Here is a 16,466-nt window from a genome sequence, read left to right as displayed (position 1 = left end):
GGCGCGCCGCACATCCGTCTCTGGCGACGTGATCGGTGGAGAAGCCGTCACGCGGCTCGGTGGTGGAGAACCGGCGACGGCCTCAGCGCAGGGCCGACAGCCACGCCTTGCGGGCGTCGAGCGCTTCCTGTGCCTGCTGGATCGCACGTGCATCCCCCGACGCCTTCGCCGACTCGAGCTCGTCCTCGAGCTTGGCGATGGCATCCGCCAGCTGCGAGGCAAGCCCCTCGGAGCGGGCCTTCTTCTCCGGGTTGCTGCGCTCCCAGTGCTCCTCGTCGAGCCTGCGGACGGCAGCCTCCACCTTGCGCAGCCGGTCTTCGATGAAGCGGACCTGGTCGCGCGGCACCTTGCCGATCGCATCCCACCTGGTCTGGATGGACAGCAGGGCCGACCTCGCCTGATTGCGGTCGGTCGCCTTCAGGAGCGGCTCCGCCTCTTCCAGGAGTGCGAGCTTCTGCTCCAGGTTGCGCTGATACTCCTCGTTCTCGATCGCGTCGGTCTCGGCCTTCGCGGAGTACAGCACGTCGCCTGCCGCCTTGAACCTCGCCCACAGCGCATCGTCGTTGCGCTTTCCCGCCCGTCCGGCGCGCTTCCAGTCATCGAGCAGCGCACGGTACTGCGGAACGCCCTCTGCGCCGAGCGGGGCGAGCGCCTCTGCGCGCTCGATCAGCTCGGTCTTCCTGGCGCGCACGTCACGGTGCTGGGAGTCCAGCTCGGCGAAGAACGACTTGCGGTTGCGTTCCAGCGTGGTGCGCGCGGCCCTGAACCGCTTCCACAACTCGTTGGCCTCGTTCTTCGGGATGCGCGGGCCCTCGTGCTGATGCTTCTGCCAGGCCGAGAACAGCTCGTCCAGGCGGGCGCTCGCCTGCTTCCACTGCGTCTTGGCCGGGTCTTCGGAAGCCAGCGCTTCCACCTGCTCCACGATCGCCGTACGCTCGGCGACGGCCTGCTCCACCGCGGCCTTCGCCTCGGCGCTCTGCTGCTCGGTGAGCTCTTCGACGGTCCCGCCGAGCTTCGCGAGTCGCGCGTCGAGCGCCGCGAGGTCTCCCACCGCGTTCGCGTTCGCCACCGAGGCCCGAAGGGAAGCGACCGCCTTGGCCACGTCGGATGCCGGCGCGCCGCGACGCACACGCTGCTCGAGAAGTCCCACCTGGCCCGCCAGGTCGAGGTACTTGCGCTCGAAGTAGGCCAGCGCCTCCTCGGGCGTCGCATCCGGATACTCGCCGACGACACGCTCACCGTCCGCAGTCCGGACGTAGACGACACCAGCCTCGTCGACGCGACCCCACGGGTGCTGATCAGTAGTTGACACGAGCCTCACCTGTTCGAAGACGGCGGACCGGCCGCCATTGTTGACTACAAAGCCTATTGCACGCTCTGCGGGCGACTCCCACTCCAGGAGCGGGCCGTTACCGGAGTGTGAACGTGGTCACTGAAGGGTGAACGAATCGATCTTCGGAGCCACGACCGGCTTGCCGTCGCTGCCGCCGCCCTGAACACCCTTGTCGGTGACGGCCGACTCGAGCTTGTCGAGTCCACTCGTGACCTTGCCGATCACCGTGTATCCACCTGCGCTGTCGCTCGGGATGGTCGTGTCGCCGTAGACGATGAAGAACTGGCTGCCGTTGCTGTACGCGTTGTCGCTCTGCCTGGCCATCGCGATGGTTCCGGTCGGGTACTTGCCGTCCGCAGGAGCGTTCTCGATGGGACCGAAGCTGTATCCGGGTCCGCCCGTTCCATCGCCCTTCGGGTCGCCGCACTGCAGCACCTTGAAGTCGGCGCCCGTGGTGAGCCGGTGACACACGGTTCCGTCGAAGAACTTCTTCTGCGTGAGCGAGATCATCGAGGACACGGCCTGCGGGGCCTTCGCGCCGTCCAACGAGACGCCGAGCGGAATCCCGTTGATGGTCAGCGTGCCGTTCCACGTGCGTCCGTCGGCCAGCGACTTCGACGGGACGTCGCCCTGGTTCGACCCGGTGGCGGCGGGCGTCGGAGTCGGCGTGCTGGATGACGTGTGCGAGGCGACAGGCTTGCCCGGTCCGGCCCCGAAGTAGGTCAGTTGCAGAACGACTGCCAGAGCGAGAACGACGACGACCACGATTCCGGCGATGACGTTGTCACGCACCCGGCGCTTCTTCGCATGCTCGTGGACCGCCTGCCGCGCCTGGTAGGCACGCAGTCGTTCGCGCGCCTGGCGCGCCTCACGGTCGTTCTGCTTCTTCGCGGACACGCGCATCCTCCACTTCGGCGCCGCACAGCGCCGAGTCAGGGTGTTGGGGGCCTCGGGCCCGGGATCGAGGCCGGGCCGATCCCAGGTAGGAACTTTACGCACCGCTCCCATGCGTTCCAAATGAACCGGCCGCAGGAGCAATGGGAGCCTGGCGCCGCTCACCGCTCCTCCTCCCTTGTCGGGGGAACCTTCTATTCTTGAGCGCATGGCGGGCACACAGCAGGGGCTCCGGGCGGGAGCCACCCCGCTCGCGGTGCGGATGCGCCCCCGCAGGCTCGAGGAGATCGCCGGGCAACGCCATCTGCTCACTCCGGGATCGCCGCTCGTCACGCTCGCCGGCGACACCACGGGGGAGCGCGGGTCGGTGTCCGTGATCTTGTGGGGACCTCCCGGAACCGGCAAGACGACGCTCGCGCAGGTGATCGCGCATTCGTCGGGTCGGCGATTCGTGGAGCTGTCCGCCGTGACCGCCGGCGTGCGCGATGTCCGAGCGGTGATGGAGGAGGCGCAGTCCAACCGGGACCTGTACGGCGTCTCGACCGTTCTGTTCCTCGACGAGATCCACCGCTTCACGAAGGCGCAGCAGGACGCGCTCCTCCCCGGTGTCGAGAACGGCTGGGTGATCTTGGTGGCCGCGACGACCGAGAACCCGTCGTTCTCGGTCATCTCGCCCCTGCTGTCCAGGTCGCTCCTCCTCACGCTCGAGCAGCTCTCCGACGACGACCTCGGCGTGCTGATCGACAGGGCCGTGCACGACCAGCGGGGGCTGAAGGATGCCGTCGCCCTCGACGAGGCGGCGCGCGCCACTCTGATCAGGCTCGCCTCGGGCGACGCCCGTCGCGCGCTCACCGCGCTGGAGGCGGCCGCCAACTCGGCGGTGGACAACGCCAGGGCGAGCGAGGACACCGAACGAGCCCGCCCCGACGACGACGTGTCGGACCGCCCTGAGACTGACGCCCGCGCCGCAGAGGGCGCCGACGGCACGGACGAGTCGGAGGAGGCGAAGCGCAAGCCGCTCATCACTGCCGAGCTCGTGGCATCCGCCGTCGACCGCGCTCTTCTGCGATACGACCGCAACGGAGACGAGCACTACGACGTGATCAGCGCCTTCATCAAGTCGGTGCGCGGATCGGATGTCGACGCCTCCCTGCACTATCTGGCGCGGATGATCGAGGCGGGCGAGGACCCACGGTTCATCGCGCGGCGCATCATCGTGCTCGCGTCCGAGGACATCGGGATGGCCGATCCGACGGCGCTGGGCGTCGCCGTCGCGGCCGCCGACGCGGTGCAGTACATCGGGATGCCGGAGGGACGGATCCCTCTCGCCCAGGCCGTCGTCCACCTCGCGACCGCGCCCAAGTCGAACGCGGCATACATGGCCCTGGACACCGCGATCGCCGACGTGCGGGCAGGCAAGATCGGCCGCGTGCCGAAGCATCTGCGCGACGCGCACTACCCGGGCGCGAAGCGTCTCGGCCACGGCAAGGGATACGTGTACCCGCACGACGACGACCTCGGCGTCGTGCGACAGCAATACCTTCCGGATGCGCTGAAGAACGCCACCTACTACACGCCGACCGAGCACGGCAATGAGCGCGACATCGGCGTGCGCCTCGCGAAGCTGCGCCGGATCACGAAAGGCCAGTGACGCTGCGACGCTGAGGTTGCGGTTCCATCTGCACAGGCACCGGCACGTGCACCAGGAACAGCACGAGGACCAGCGTCGGCACCGCTACCGGTCACAGCCCCCGCGACGACGACCCGAGCCTCGGCTGCGCTCTGATACCATGGACGGGCCGAGATGAAGGATTCCGTGCGGCTGCGGGTATCCTCTTCGACAGGGAAGCGCTCTGTAGCCGAGCATCCCCGGCCATCCCTCCCATTGCGAAAGCGACTATGGCGGTGTCGTGCCTTGTGCTGGCACCGTGCGCGTCGACAGACGACGCGCGTCGCCGGATCAGTCAATGGCTGCCCACTCGTGATCCACGAGCAAGGGGCAGCACAAGTGAGAAGAACTACGAAAGGAAAGACGTGTCCTCACGTTCCCGCAGCAAGACCCGCCTCTCGAGGTCGCTGGGCGTCGCCCTGACCCCGAAGGCCGCTCGCATCCTGGAGAAGCGTCCGTACGCTCCCGGCGAGCACGGCCGCACGAAGCGCAAGGCCGATAGCGACTACGCGGTTCGTCTGCGCGAGAAGCAGCGTCTGCGCGCCCAGTACGGAATCCGCGAGAAGCAGCTCCGCATCGCGTTCGAGGAGGCACGCCGCACCCAGGGCCTGACCGGTGAGAACCTCGTCGAGCTGCTCGAGATGCGCCTCGACGCGCTCGTGCTCCGTTCCGGCTTCGCCCGCACGATGTCGCAGGCCCGCCAGTTCGTGGTGCACCGCCACATCCTCGTCGACGGCCGCATCGTCGACCGCCCCTCGTTCCGCGTGAAGCCGGGCCAGCTCGTGCACGTGAAGGCGCGCTCCGAGGGCACCGAGCCGTTCCAGGTGGCTGCAGCGGGTGGCAACGCAGACGTTCTGGCGAAGACTCCCGCCTACCTCGAGGTCGAGCTCGACAAGCTCCAGGCGCGCCTGGTGCGCCGGCCGAAGCGCGCGGAGGTCCCCGTGACCTGTGACGTGCAGCTCGTCGTCGAGTACTACGCCGCGCGCTAGGTACCGCGTAGCAGCCGCACCAGGCGCCGCGCCAGACATACCGATACGCTGGAGGGCGGGTCGTTCCACGGCCCGCCCTTCGACGTATTCCCTTGATGGAATGGACGGTGCACCGTGTCAGGTGGAGATATCGCGGGCCTGATCGCCGCAGGCGTCTTCGCCGTGCTTGTGGCGCTGATGGCCATTCCGCTCGTCAAACTGGGCAGGGTCTTCGATCAGACGACCGAGTCCATCAAAGACGTGAGCGACGGCATCACGCCCATTCTCGAAGAGACGACCGTCACGCTCCGCGAGACGAACAAGCAGCTCGCTCGCGTCGACACGATCACCCGGAATGTCGCCGATGTCACGGGCAACGTCTCGGCACTCGTCGCTTTGTTCGCCGCAACGGTGGGCGGTCCGCTCATCAAACTGGCCGGATTCAGCGCCGCCGTACGGGCGGCCTTCCGGTTCGGCAGAGCGGCCAAGCCGGGCGACACCGAGTAGACGACGCCGAGTAGAGCATCCTGCGTACACGACTCCGAGCAGCCGCATCCCTTGGGGCGCCGAGCGTCCGTCCGGCCGGACGCCCTAAACTGAGCGGAGCTTGGGATGCCGGCGCCATGCGGCATCCGTTTCCATCGCGGGGCCGCCCGGCAGAACGTCAGCCGAGTACGCCACGCGCTCCGCTCTTACCGACATACGGTCACGACCACGAGGAGATCCGCCCATGAAGAGCTTCCTTTGGTTCGTCGCCGGCATCGCTGCCGGCTTCGCTCTCGCCCACCAGGTGAACAAGACAGATCAGGGCAAGCAGTTCTTCGAGGAACTGGACAGGAAGGCGCACGACTTCGGGGCCGCCGTGAGCGACGGCTATCGCAAGCGTGAGGCCGAGCTGCGCTCCGCCATCGACCAGGCCGAGGACGTCATCTCCGACCTCTCCTGATCGTCGCGTCTTTCCACGACCTTCCGGCGCGCACCTCAGTTCTTCGAACGCCACGCGCTGCAACACACCACCGACCTAACGAACGGAACCATGCAGACCGCCACCATGCCGACGTCTCCGCTGCCGACAGCTCCGATGTCGACGGCGGAGATCCGCCGCCGCTTCCTGGACTTCTTCGCTGCGCGGGGACACACCATCGTGCCGTCCGCCTCGCTCGTCAGCGACGATCCGACACTGCTGTTCACGATCGCGGGCATGGTGCCGTTCGTGCCGTACCTCACGGGTCTCGTCCCACCGCCGTATCCGCGCGTGGCGGACTCGCAGAAGTGCATCCGCACGCTCGACATCGAGGAGGTCGGAAAGACTCCGCGGCACGGCACGTTCTTCCAGATGCTCGGCAACTGGTCGTTCGGCGACTACTTCAAGAAGGAAGCGATCACGTTCGCGTGGGAGCTCCTCACCACGCCGGAGGAGAAGGGCGGCCTCGGCTTCGACCCGATGGATCTGTGGGTCACCGTCTACGAGGACGACGACGAGGCGCGCACCTATTGGCGTGACGTCGCCGGGTTGCCGGATGAGCGCATCCAGGGTCTCGGCAAGGAGACGAACTACTGGTCGACCGGCGTTCCCGGACCCGCCGGGCCGTGCTCGGAGATCTTCTTCGATCGTGGGCCCGCCTATGGCGCCGATGGCGGCCCCGCCACGGACGACGACAGATACGTGGAGATCTGGAATCTCGTGTTCATGCAGTATCTGCGTGGCGAGGGCACCGGCAAGGCGGACTTCGAGATTCTGGGCGAGTTGCCCAAGAAGAACGTCGACACGGGCATGGGCCTTGAGCGCGTGGCGTTCATCAAGCAGGGCGTCGAGAACTTCTACGAGATCGACGAGGTGCGTCCGGTTCTCGACAAGGCCGCGGAGATCGCCGGCAAGACATACGGCGCGAACCACGAGGACGACGTGCGCCTGCGCGTCATCGCCGACCACGTGCGCAGCGCACTCATGCTGATGTCCGATGGAGTGACACCGTCGAACGAGGGTCGCGGCTACATCTTGCGCCGTCTCCTGCGCCGCACCGTGCGCGCGATGCGGCTGCTCGGCGTCGAGATGGCGACCTTCCCGGCGCTATTCGCGGAGTCCAGGGATGCCATGAAGGCGACCTACCCCGAGGTCGCGACTGACTACGACCGCATCTCCCACCTCGCGTTCGCCGAGGAGGAGACGTTCCTGCGCACGCTGGCGAGCGGAACGACCATTCTCGACACGGCAGTGGAGAACACGCGCGCGTCCGGCAAGAAGCAGCTGGCAGGCGACACCGCCTTCCTGCTGCACGACACGTACGGATTCCCGATCGATCTGACGCTCGAGATGGCGGAGGAGGCGGGCCTCACCGTCGACCGGGCGGCGTTCGACTCGCTCATGTCACAGCAGAAGTCTCGTGCCAAGGCCGATGCGAAGGCGAAGAAGCGGGCGCTGGCGGACCTGTCCGTGTACAGCGCGCTGCGCGGCAAGGGCGAGACGGTCTTCACCGGATACGACGAGCTGCAGACCGAGTCGCGGGTGCTGGGCATCATCGTGGATGGCGTCTCTGTGCCTCGCGCTTCCGAGGGGCAGATCGCGGAGATCATCCTCGCCGAGACCGCGCTCTATGCCGAGTCCGGTGGACAGGATGCCGACCAGGGCCTCATCGTCGGCCCCGGCTACGAGCTCGAGGTACTCGACGTGCAGAAGCCGGTGAAGGGCCTGATCAGCCACACCGTCCAGGTGCGACACGGCGAGGTGGGCGTCGACGACTCGGCGACGAGCGTGGTGGATGCCGACTACCGCAGGGGCGCGCGACAGGCGCACTCCGGAACGCACATCATCCATGCGGCGCTGCGGCAGGTGCTCGGGCCGAACGCCCACCAGTCGGGCTCGTACAACAAGGCCGGCTACCTGCGCCTTGACTTCTCGTGGAACCAGGGCTTGTCGCCGGAGACCCGCAGCGAGATCGAGGAGATCTCGAACAACGCGATCAGGGACGACCTCGAGGTGGTCACGCGCGAGCTGCCCCTCGAGGAGGCGCGGGCGATGGGTGCAATGGCGTTGTTCGGTGAGAAGTACGGCGATGTCGTCCGCGTCGTGGACATCGGCGGTCCGTGGTCGCGCGAGCTCTGCGCGGGGACCCACGTCTCGTCGAGCTCGGAGATCGGCATGATCAACCTGATCAGCGAGTCCTCCGTCGGTTCGACCAATCGGCGGGTCGAGTCGCTCGTCGGCATCGAGGCCTTCCGCGACCTCGCGGCGGAGCGCGCGATCGTCTCCCAGCTGAGCGGCACGCTCAAGACGCCGCGCGAGCAGCTGCCGGAGCGCATCAGCGACCTCGTGGCGAGCCTCAAGGCGGCGGAGAAGAAGATCGCGGCGTTCGAGGCACGCGCCGTGCTCGACAAGGTGCCTGGCCTGATCGAGAAGGCGCAGCGCGTCGGAGCCGTACGGCTCGTCGCCCAGAACGCCGGTTCGCTCGGTTCGGCCGACGACCTCAGGATGCTCGTCACCACCGTGCGCGAACGGCTCGGGTCCGACCCTTCGGTCGTCGCGCTTGCGGCCGTCGTGGGCGGGCGTCCCGTCGTCATCGTGGCCACGAACCAGGCTGCCAGAGACTCCGGCATCAAGGCGGGTCCGCTGGCCAAGGGCGCGGCATCCGTGCTGGGCGGCGGCGGAGGCGGCAAGGACGACCTCGCGCAGGGCGGCGGATCCGACGTCTCCGCGATCGACGCCGCGCTCGACTCGGTTCGCACCGCGATCGGATGACGCGGGCGTGCGCAGGGGAGTACGCGTCGGCGTGGACGTGGGACGAGCTCGGATCGGCGTGAGCCGCAGCGATCCCGACGGGATGCTGGCCATCCCCGTCGAGACGGTGCGACGCGCCGACGACGGCAGCGACCTGGCCCGCATCGCTGGCATCGTCACGGAGCTGGATGCCGCCGAGGCCATCGTCGGCCTGCCGCTGTCGCTCTCCGGCGCCCACACGGCCTCGACGGACGATGCCGTCGCGTTCGCCTCCCGCCTCGCCGAGGCGTGCGGCATCCCGGTGCGGCTCGTCGACGAACGGCTGTCGACCGTCTCGGCCCAGTCGGCGCTGCACGCGTCGGGGCGCACCACTCGCAACTCTCGCTCCGTCGTGGACCAGGCCGCCGCCACGGTGATTCTTCAGCACGCGCTCGATGCCGAGCGCTCCACCGGCAGGCCGGCCGGTGAACTCGTTGACCCCAGCATTGGACGCTCATCGTGACGAACCCCGTTCCCCCAGGCGCCTCGGATCCCGCTCGCGACACCGAGCGGCCGCCTCTCACGCGTCGCGAAGCACGAGAACGTGAGGCGCGCGAGCGCGAAGCGCGAGGCGACGACGCGCAGGATCGCGAGAGCAGGGACACGCGGGCGCCCGGACGCGAGACGCGGGGCCGGTCGGAGATCGACGGCGGCCCCGACCTCGAGCAGACGTTCTGGGGATCGCTCGGCGGCGACCGCGAGACCGAGGAACGTGCGGCATCCGGTGCGCGCCGCCGTCCCGCTCCGCAGGCCTGGTCCACGCTCGACTATCCGACGGAGGGAAGGGAATCCCGCCCGAAGAAGGAGAAGCCGAAGCGGCGCTGGCTGACGGCCACGATCGTGACCGTCGTCATCCTGGCCCTGCTGGGTGGTGCCGGCGTGTACGTGTGGAACGCGTTCCAGCCCGAGGTGCGCAAACTGCTGGCGATGAACGAGCCGAACGACTACACCGGCACAGGGACCAGCCCCGTGACGATCACCATCCACGACGGGGACAACGGATCCGACATCGCCGCGACGCTCGCGAAGGCCGGCGTGGTCAAGACATCCGACGCGTTCTACGCGCTGCTGCTGCACACCAAGCCCGACCCGGTGTTCCAGCCCGGCGTGTACCGGCTCAAGAAGCAGATGAGCGCGAAGTCGGCTCTGAGCGCGCTGCAGGATCCGAAGAACAAGCTGCAGCGCACGCTCACCATCCCGGAGGGCGACACCGAAGCCGAGATCCTGCCTGCGCTCGCCAAGACCACGGGCGTGCCGCTCGCTGACCTCCAGGCCGCAGCGAAACCCGCCGACTTCGGCCTGCCCGCGCAGGCGCCGAACCTGGAGGGCTTCCTCTTCCCGGCGACGTACACCTTCGACCCGGGCGTCGACGCCAAGACGGTCGTCAAGACGCTCGTCGACAGGTCGTTCCAGTCGCTCGACCAGGCGGGAGTGCCGGCCGACAAACGCTACAGCACCGTCGTGCTCGCCTCGATCGTGCAGAAGGAAGCCGGCAGCGTCGACGACATGGGCAAGGTGGCCAGGGTCTTCCAGAATCGCCTCGATCAAGGCATGCCGCTGCAGTCGGATGCGACGGTCGCCTACGGTGCCGGCGTGAAGACGGTCTTCACGACAGACGCCCAGCGCGAGGATGCCGGGAACCCGTACAACACCTACGCGCACGACGGTCTGCCGGTCGGCCCGATCTCGAACCCCGGCGACGACGCCATCAAGGCGGCGCTGAATCCCACGCCCGGACCCTGGCTCTACTTCGTGACCGTCGACCTGAAGAACGGGACGACCGTCTTCTCCGAGACCGCTGAGCAGCATGAGCAGGCCGTCCAGCAGCTTCAGGACTGGTGCAACGCGAGCGCGGAGAACGATGCTTACTGCCAGTGACGGGCCGCGCGAGCTCGCTGTTCTGGGCTCGCCCATCGCCCACTCGAAGTCGCCGCAGCTGCATGCCGCGGCGTACCGCACGCTCGGTCTGCCCTGGCGGTACGGCCGAGCGGATGTCACGCCCGACGCGCTCGACGACTACGTGCGCAGCAGGCCGACCGGATGGCGCGGGCTCTCCCTGACGATGCCGCTCAAGCAGTCGGTGCTTCCGCTCGTCTCCGAGCTCGACGCCACCGCGCGGCTGACCGGCGCGGCGAACACCATCCTGTTCGACGAGGACGAGACGGGTGAGCGCACGCTGCGCGGCTTCAACACGGACGTCGGCGGCATCGTGCGCGCACTGGCGGCCGCGGGCACGTCGACCGCGACGTCGGTCGTCGTCTGGGGCGGCGGTGCCACCGCGGCATCCGCCACCGTCGCGGCAGCGCAGCTCGGCGCGCAGCGGGTGACGGTGCAGGTGCGGGAGCCGTCACGGGCCGCCCACCTCGTCGACCTGGGTCACGCGGTCGGCCTGGTGGTGGACATCCGCACGTTCGACGAGCCTGTCGCGGTACGGCCGGACCTCGTGATCAGCACGCTTCCCGGCTCGGCGGGCACCGACGGGCTGTCGCAGCGGCTGCTGCGCGGCGAAGGCATCCTTCGTGCCGCCGTGGAGGGAGTCCTGCTCCTGGACGTCGCGTACGACCCGTGGCCCACGCCCATCGTTCACGAGTGGAGCGAGCTTGCGACCCGCACCGGTGGCGAGCCGAACGTGCTGTCGGGGCTCGCGATGCTCGTTCATCAGGCATTGCTGCAGGTGCGCATCTTCGTCGGAGGCGATCCCGAGCGTGAAGTCCGGGAGGAGTCCGGCGTGCTGGCCGCGATGCTCGCGTCGGTCGGTCTCGACGCATCGGGACGGCCTCGCGCCGCATGCCAGAATTGATCCATGCTTCGTTGGCTCACCGCAGGGGAATCGCACGGTCCGGAACTCGTGGCGATCTTGGAAGGCCTGCCCGCAGGCGTGCCCGTCTCGCTGGATGCCGTGCGCGCCGACCTCGCGCGCCGCAAGCTCGGCTACGGCCGCGGTGCCCGCATGAAGTTCGAGCAGGATGAGCTCGCGCTGTCGGGGGGCGTGCGACACGGCCTCAGCATGGGCAGCCCGATCGCGTTGCGCATCGGCAACACGGAGTGGCCCAAGTGGGTCGACGTGATGAGCGCGGAGCCGGTCGATCCGGACGTCCTTGCCACGGGCCGAGGTGCCGCGCTCACCAGGCCGCGGCCGGGTCACGCCGATCTCGTCGGCATGCAGAAGTACGGCTTCGACGAGGCGCGACCGGTGCTCGAGCGCGCTAGCGCCAGGGAGACCGCCGCTCGCGTGGCGCTCGGCGCCGTGGCGAAGTCGTTCCTGGCCGAACTGGGGATCACTCTCGTCGCCCACACGCTCGCCATCGGCCCGGTGAGGGTGCCCGATGACGCGGCCCTGCCCAAGCCGTCCGATGTCGACACGCTCGATGCCGACCCGCTGAGGTGCTTCGACCCCGCCACCTCGGCGCTGATGGTGGCCGAAGTGGATGCCGCGCACAAGGACGGCGACACGCTCGGCGGCGTCGTCGAGGTGCTCGCCTACGGGGTGCCGGCCGGTCTCGGCTCGCACGTGCACTGGGATCGGCGCATCGACGGCAGGCTCGCACAGGCGCTTATGAGCATCCAGGCAATCAAGGGGGTCGAGGTCGGCGACGGCTTCGAGACCACCAGGCGACGGGGGTCGGCGGCACACGATGAGCTGGTCACCGACGGCGAGACGATCTCTCGCACGAGCGACAAGGCGGGCGGAACAGAGGGCGGGATGACCACGGGGTCCCTCCTGCGGGTGCGGGCGGGCATGAAGCCCATCGCCACCGTGCCGCGTGCGCTTCGCACCATCGACGTCGCGACGGGGGATGCCGCTCCCGCTCACCACCAGCGCTCCGACGTCTGCGCCGTGCCCGCTGCCGGTGTGGTCGCCGAGGCGATGGTCGCCCTGGTGCTCGCGGATGCCGTGCTGGAGAAGTTCGGCGGCGATTCCCTGCAGGAGACGCAGCGCAACCTGCGCGGCTACCTGGAGTCCATCCCGGCGTCGCTGCACACGGAGACCGTGCGCGCGTGACCGTCGTGCTGATCGGCCCTCCCGCAGCAGGCAAGAGCAGGGTGGGTCGCAAGCTCGCGCGTCGGCTCGAGCTGCCGTTCATCGACACCGACTATGAGATCGTGCACGAGCATGGTCCGATAGCGGAGATCTTCGCGGAGCGCGGCGAGCAGGTGTTCCGGGCGCTGGAGCGGGAAGCCGTCGTGCGTGCTCTGTCCAGCGGCGGTGTCGTGGCGTTCGGCGGGGGAGCGGTGCTCGATCCGAGGACCCAGGCCGACCTCGAGCGGGTGCGCGTCGTGCTCCTCACCGTGAGCCCCGAGGCCGCTGCAGCGCGCATCGACGACGGCAAACGCCCCCTCGTGCAGGGCATCGAGTCCTGGCGCGCGCTGGTCACCAAGCGGATGCCGCTCTACGAGTCGCTGGCGGACTTCAGGGCGGACACGTCGAGGCGTCCGATCTCCACGATCGTCGAGGAGATCGCGGAGTGGTGCGAGCAGACGGAACGGAAGGACGCATGACGGAGCAGACAAGCGAGCTCGAGGTCTCGGGGGCGAACGCGTACGGCATCCGGGTGGGCAGGGGCATCCGGTTCGACGCCGGCGAACTGCTAGGACCGGATGTGCGCCGCGTGCTGGTCGTGCACCAGCCGACGCTCGCCGCAGCCGCCGCCGAGCTGAGGGAGAGCCTCACCGACCGGTACGAGGTGCTCCTGGCAGAGGTTCCGGACGCGGAGGCAGCGAAGCGCGTCGAGGTCGCGGCCTTCTGCTGGCAGATCATGGGTCAGGCCGACTTCACGCGCAGCGACGCGGTGATCGGGTTCGGCGGCGGCGCTGCCACGGACCTCGCCGGGTTCGTCGCGGCGACCTGGCTGCGCGGTGTGCGGCTCGTGCAGATTCCGACGACGGTGCTCGGCATGGTGGATGCCGCGATCGGCGGCAAGACCGGCATCAACACCGCAGAGGGCAAGAACCTCGTCGGCGCGTTCTATGCGCCTGCCGGGGTGCTGTGCGACCTGGACACGCTCGACGCTCTGCCTCGCAACGATCTCCTTGCGGGTTACGCCGAGATCGTCAAGGCCGGGTTCATCTGGGCCCCGGAGATCCTCGACAACGTCGAGGGCGACCTGGATGCCGCGACCGACGTGCACAGCCCGGTGTTCCGTCGCAATCTGGAGCTCGCCATCGACATGAAGGCGAAGGTGGTGAGCGAGGACTTCCGTGAGGCGGGGCTGAGGGAGATCCTCAACTACGGACACACGCTGGGTCACGCGATCGAGCACGCGGAGCGGTACCAGTGGCGGCATGGGGCGGCGGTCTCGGTCGGCATGGTCTTCGCGGCGGAGCTGGCGCGGCTCAGCGGACGCCTGCACGACGATGTCGTGGACCGTCACCGCAGCATCCTCACCTCGCTCACGCTGCCGATCACGTATCCGAGCGGGCGGTGGCAGACCCTGCTGGCGACGATGCAGCGCGACAAGAAGACCAGGGGCAACACCCTGCGGTTCATCGTGCTCGACGACATCGCGAGGCCCACCGTCATGCAGGCGCCGGACCCGAGCCTGCTGTTCGCGGCGTACCAGGAGATCGGCTCGTGATCGTGCGCCGCATCCGGAGCGGCGAATGGCAGCAGGTGCGGAGGCTGCGGCTGGAGGCTCTGCAGGACCCGGATGCCGGCATCGCCTTCCTCGACGACTATGCCCACGCGTCGGCCAGGACGGACGACCACTGGATCGCTCGCACGGAGAACGCCGCAGCCGGCGACGGCGCCGCGCAGTTCGTGGCAGTCGACGAGGACGGCGAATGGGTGGGCACTGTGACGGTGCTCGTGCGCAGTCCAGGCAGCACGGACCATCTCGACCGCGACGTGACGCGGATGCGGGCCGACGTCGTGGGCGTGTACGTTCGTCCGGGAAAGAGGGGCGACGGCACCATCGACCGGCTGCTCGCTGCAGCGACCGAATGGGCGACGGTGGTGGGCGTCGAGTCGATCACGCTCGACGTGCACGCGCAGAACCTGCGCGCGCAAGGGGCGTATCGACGTGCCGGGTTCGAGCCGACGGGGGAGACGCTCACCGGCCCGATCGGACCCGAGATCGTGATGGCGCGCGCTGGTAGGGTCGCCGAGTGACGACGCGACGCCTGCTGCTGGTGAACGGACCGAACCTCAACCTGCTCGGGATTCGCGAACCGGGGATCTACGGCACGGAGACGCTTGCCGACGTCGTGTCGCTCGTAGAGCGCACCGCTGCGCAGCACGGCTTCGAGGTGCGTGCCATCCAGAGCAACCACGAGGGTGTGCTCATCGACGCGATCCACGCCGCTCGCGAGGACTGCTCCGGCATCGTCATCAATCCCGGTGGGCTCACCCACACCTCTGTCGTGCTGCGGGATGCGCTGTCCGGGGTCGCACTGCCCGTCGCGGAGGTGCACATCTCCGACGTCAACGCTCGCGAGGAGTTCCGGCACTTCTCCTACGTGCGCGACGTGGCCACCGTGCACGTGATCGGAGAGGGCGTGCCCGGATACGCCATCGCGGTCACGAAGCTCATCGACGTCATCACCGGCCTGGCCGACGGCTGAGGGCCCTCGGGCGATATCGGCCTGGCCGACGGCTGAGGGGCGTCGGGCGATTTCCCGGACGGCACCCGATAGAATCGTCTGATGGTCGGCGCCGTCTCGCGCGCCTTGACCATCCGACTTCCTCTTCACTGACTTCTTCGAAGGATCTTTGCGCATGGCATCCGACACCGCCGACATCCGTAATGGCGCCGTCCTCAACATCGACGGCCAGCTCTGGACCGTCATCGAGTTCCAGCACGTGAAGCCGGGCAAGGGTGGCGCGTTCGTGCGCACGAAGCTCAAGAACGTGGTGAGCGGCAAGGTCGTCGACCGCACGTACAACGCGGGCACCAAGCTCGAGTTCGAGAACGTGGACCGCCGCGAGTACCAGTACCTGTACAGCGACGGTGACGGCTACGTGTTCATGGACACGAGCGACTACGACCAGTTCACGGTGCCTGCCACGATCGTCGGCGACGCCGCGAACTTCATGCTCGAGAACCAGAACGTGACCATCGCCATGAACAACGGCAACCCGCTCTACGTGGAGCTGCCGGCATCCGTGGTGCTGGAGATCACGTACACAGAGCCGGGCCTGCAGGGCGACCGTTCCACCGGCGGCACGAAGCCGGCCACCGTGGAGACCGGCTACCAGATCCAGGTTCCGCTGTTCCTCGAGACCGGCACGAAGGTCAAGGTCGACACGCGCACCGGCGAGTACCTCAGCCGCGTCAACGACTAGTGGGCGCCAGGACCAAGGCACGCAAGCGCGCCATCGACATCCTCTTCAGCGCAGACGTGCGGGGGATACCCTTCTCGCGCGCACTCGCTGCGGAGGCGGAACGCGCCGCCCAGGAGCCTGCGCGGGAGGCGTCGTGGCTGTACGCCAGGGAGATCGTCGACGGCGTCATCGACCACGCCGACGAGATCGACGAGCTGATCCAGACCTATTCGCAGGGTTGGACGCTGGAGCGGATGCCCGCCGTCGACCGCGCGATCCTGCGGATGGCTGCCTGGGAGCTGCTCTACAACCCGGCGATCCCGGACGGGGTCGCCATCTCCGAGGCCGTCGAGCAGGCGACCTCGCTCTCCACCGACGATTCGGCGAAGTTCGTGAACGGCCTGCTGGCCAAGATCGGTTCCGCCGTCGCACACTGAGCCGGCGGTGCGCAGCACCCCGCGGCCGCACATCAGACAACGGCCCAGCACGGCGGCTCGCGCGACGAGAAACCTGCACCGGCGCCCGCAGCGGAGAACCCGCACCGGCCGTTGCCGTCACCAACAATCTGTACGAGCGGCGGTCGCCGC

At 68.5% G+C, this 16,466-nt stretch carries 17 protein-coding genes; 15 read left to right on the top strand and 2 right to left on the bottom strand.

Translation table 11 applies throughout. The features are described from left to right. Positions 1 to 82: 82 nt before the first annotated feature. Together VHB92_RS04350 and VHB92_RS04345 are read right to left on the bottom strand one after the other, a co-directional pair. A complete protein-coding gene (locus VHB92_RS04350) occupies positions 83 to 1,312 on the bottom strand; it encodes a DUF349 domain-containing protein (RefSeq protein ID WP_325451760.1) in 1,230 nt (409 codons plus the stop codon). Positions 1,313 to 1,429: 117 nt separating this feature from the next. Beyond that, entirely contained in the window at positions 1,430 to 2,230 is an 801-nt protein-coding gene (locus tag VHB92_RS04345) for a peptidylprolyl isomerase (protein ID WP_325451758.1), read from the bottom strand. Between the two features lie 205 nt (positions 2,231 to 2,435). On the opposite strand from VHB92_RS04345, the gene VHB92_RS04340 reads away from it, so the two are divergent. The 15 genes from VHB92_RS04340 to nusB all read left to right on the top strand — a co-directional run bounded on the left by VHB92_RS04340 (position 2,436) and on the right by nusB (position 16,316). Then, positions 2,436 to 3,878 (top strand): replication-associated recombination protein A, encoded by a 1,443-nt coding sequence (locus VHB92_RS04340; protein ID WP_325451756.1) that lies wholly within the window; start codon positions 2,436 to 2,438, stop codon positions 3,876 to 3,878. Between the two features lie 383 nt (positions 3,879 to 4,261). Beyond that, the gene (gene rpsD, locus VHB92_RS04335; protein WP_325451754.1) at positions 4,262 to 4,885 is read left to right on the top strand and encodes a 30S ribosomal protein S4; all 624 of its coding nucleotides are present in this window, start codon (positions 4,262 to 4,264) and stop codon (positions 4,883 to 4,885) included. A 114-nt stretch (positions 4,886 to 4,999) separates the two neighbouring features. Beyond that, on the top strand, positions 5,000 to 5,371 hold the full coding sequence (locus tag VHB92_RS04330) for a DUF948 domain-containing protein (protein ID WP_325451752.1): 372 nt from the start codon (positions 5,000 to 5,002) through the stop codon (positions 5,369 to 5,371). A 223-nt stretch (positions 5,372 to 5,594) separates the two neighbouring features. Then, entirely contained in the window at positions 5,595 to 5,810 is a 216-nt protein-coding gene (locus VHB92_RS04325) for a hypothetical protein (protein ID WP_325451750.1), read from the top strand. A gap of 135 nt (positions 5,811 to 5,945) precedes the next feature. Then, the gene (alaS, locus tag VHB92_RS04320) at positions 5,946 to 8,600 is read left to right on the top strand and encodes an alanine--tRNA ligase (RefSeq protein ID WP_325451817.1); all 2,655 of its coding nucleotides are present in this window, start codon (positions 5,946 to 5,948) and stop codon (positions 8,598 to 8,600) included. A 7-nt stretch (positions 8,601 to 8,607) separates the two neighbouring features. Continuing rightward, complete coding sequence (gene ruvX, locus VHB92_RS04315; protein ID WP_325451748.1) at positions 8,608 to 9,081, top strand: Holliday junction resolvase RuvX; 474 nt, start codon at positions 8,608 to 8,610, stop codon at positions 9,079 to 9,081. Next, complete coding sequence (mltG, locus tag VHB92_RS04310; RefSeq protein ID WP_325451746.1) at positions 9,078 to 10,496, top strand: endolytic transglycosylase MltG; 1,419 nt, start codon at positions 9,078 to 9,080, stop codon at positions 10,494 to 10,496. The genes ruvX and mltG overlap by 4 nt, the downstream gene beginning before the upstream one ends. Next, positions 10,480 to 11,418 (top strand): shikimate dehydrogenase, encoded by a 939-nt coding sequence (locus VHB92_RS04305; RefSeq protein ID WP_325451744.1) that lies wholly within the window; start codon positions 10,480 to 10,482, stop codon positions 11,416 to 11,418. The genes mltG and VHB92_RS04305 overlap by 17 nt, the downstream gene beginning before the upstream one ends. 3 nt (positions 11,419 to 11,421) lie before the next feature. Continuing rightward, positions 11,422 to 12,621: a chorismate synthase gene (gene aroC, locus VHB92_RS04300; RefSeq protein WP_325451742.1), complete on the top strand. Its 1,200-nt coding sequence runs from the start codon at positions 11,422 to 11,424 to the stop codon at positions 12,619 to 12,621. After that, complete coding sequence (locus VHB92_RS04295) at positions 12,618 to 13,118, top strand: shikimate kinase (protein ID WP_325451740.1); 501 nt, start codon at positions 12,618 to 12,620, stop codon at positions 13,116 to 13,118. The genes aroC and VHB92_RS04295 overlap by 4 nt, the downstream gene beginning before the upstream one ends. Continuing rightward, positions 13,115 to 14,194: a 3-dehydroquinate synthase gene (gene aroB / locus VHB92_RS04290; protein WP_325451739.1), complete on the top strand. Its 1,080-nt coding sequence runs from the start codon at positions 13,115 to 13,117 to the stop codon at positions 14,192 to 14,194. Before VHB92_RS04295 ends, aroB begins: the two co-directional genes overlap by 4 nt. Before the next feature lie 2 nt (positions 14,195 to 14,196). Next, a complete protein-coding gene (locus VHB92_RS04285; protein ID WP_325451736.1) occupies positions 14,197 to 14,727 on the top strand; it encodes a GNAT family N-acetyltransferase in 531 nt (176 codons plus the stop codon). Then, positions 14,724 to 15,179, top strand: a complete 456-nt coding sequence (aroQ, locus tag VHB92_RS04280; RefSeq protein ID WP_325451734.1) for a type II 3-dehydroquinate dehydratase — start codon at positions 14,724 to 14,726, stop codon at positions 15,177 to 15,179. The genes VHB92_RS04285 and aroQ overlap by 4 nt, the downstream gene beginning before the upstream one ends. A gap of 154 nt (positions 15,180 to 15,333) precedes the next feature. Further along, complete coding sequence (efp, locus tag VHB92_RS04275; RefSeq protein WP_325451732.1) at positions 15,334 to 15,900, top strand: elongation factor P; 567 nt, start codon at positions 15,334 to 15,336, stop codon at positions 15,898 to 15,900. Further along, positions 15,900 to 16,316, top strand: coding sequence for a transcription antitermination factor NusB (nusB, locus tag VHB92_RS04270; RefSeq protein ID WP_325451730.1), 417 nt, complete (start codon positions 15,900 to 15,902; stop codon positions 16,314 to 16,316). Before efp ends, nusB begins: the two co-directional genes overlap by 1 nt. Positions 16,317 to 16,466: the final 150 nt, after the last annotated feature.

Origin of the sequence: Humibacter sp. (assembly GCF_035547335.1) — a bacterium.
In the GTDB taxonomy this organism is placed as follows: domain Bacteria; phylum Actinomycetota; class Actinomycetes; order Actinomycetales; family Microbacteriaceae; genus Humibacter.
Note: the sequence above shows the minus strand (reverse complement) of the source record. Positions and strands in the feature narration are given on the sequence as shown.